Origin of the sequence: Aquimarina pacifica, assembly GCF_000520955.1 — a bacterium.
GTDB lineage: Bacteria > Bacteroidota > Bacteroidia > Flavobacteriales > Flavobacteriaceae > Aquimarina > Aquimarina pacifica.
In genome coordinates this window covers 1-822 of the sequence record NZ_JACC01000112.1, presented here as the reverse complement: position 1 = coordinate 822, position 822 = coordinate 1, and the positions used below count along the sequence as shown (strand labels likewise).

The 822-nt window shown below is 30.7% G+C and carries 1 protein-coding gene; it reads right to left on the bottom strand.

The genetic code is table 11. The features are described 5' to 3' along the window. Window positions 1-54: 54 nt before the first annotated feature. Window positions 55-777, bottom strand: a complete 723-nt coding sequence (locus DZ60_RS0122005) for an acetolactate decarboxylase (RefSeq protein ID WP_174407717.1) — start codon at window positions 775-777, stop codon at window positions 55-57. Between the last annotated feature and the right edge of the window lie 45 nt (window positions 778-822).

The following is an 822-nucleotide window of genomic DNA, read 5'->3' as shown; positions in this document are numbered from 1 at the left end:
GAGGAACTAGGCTAGTGCTTTTCATAGGAGCCAATGTTGCAAGCAGTTTTTTATTCATTTCGTTGGTAAATATAACTTCATATCTTCAATTTCCACTTCGTCTAAATGTCCCATTTTGCTTTCGTCTTTTGTTATTAAATGTAGATGGATATTAGAATCGTGATGAGTGAAAACTCCTTTATGTTCTGTCGAGAAAAAGCCAATAATTGTAACTTCTTTGTCTTTTAGTTCATAACTCGTTTGTCCTTTATGAGCCTCAGCTGGCGATGAAACTTTTGTTCCTTTCGGTAAATTTTGAATATGAATTGATGCTTTTGATATTCTTCCCTTTAATTTGAAAGCAAAAGGTCTTTTTGACTTAGTAGTTTTTGCATCAACTAAATTTCCGATGTCTTTAATGGTTTTAATATCAGAAGCTAATTCAATTTCATTCCATTCGTTTACATTGGTATAAACAAAGAAAGGTGCTGATACATCAAATATTTTTTCAACTGTCATAGTTGAATCAGACGTGACTTTTGAAACATAACTTTGTCCATCATTTATAAGTAACTCTCCAGTCAAATAGCTTTCAGGTCCAATTCCATAAAGTCCTTTTTTATTAGAAATAGTATCTAATCGAATAATTGCTCCTAATTCCCCTCTCCACATTACATTTTTCATCGCACCTACAATATTAATGTCTGAATATGTTTCGGTAAAATTAGTTTTCTTTTTGTCAGTATTACAGCTAAATATTACAATTGTTAGAATTCCAACTATTACTTTTTTTATCATCAATATTGTTTTTTTGAATGTTCGTTAAGATACATAGTTTACACA

What these genes read in the sequence shown, in the direction of transcription:
- DZ60_RS0122005 (WP_174407717.1), bottom strand. Translation starts at nt 777, where the DNA reads ATGATAAAAAAAGTAATAGTTGGAATTCTAACAATTGTAATATTTAGC.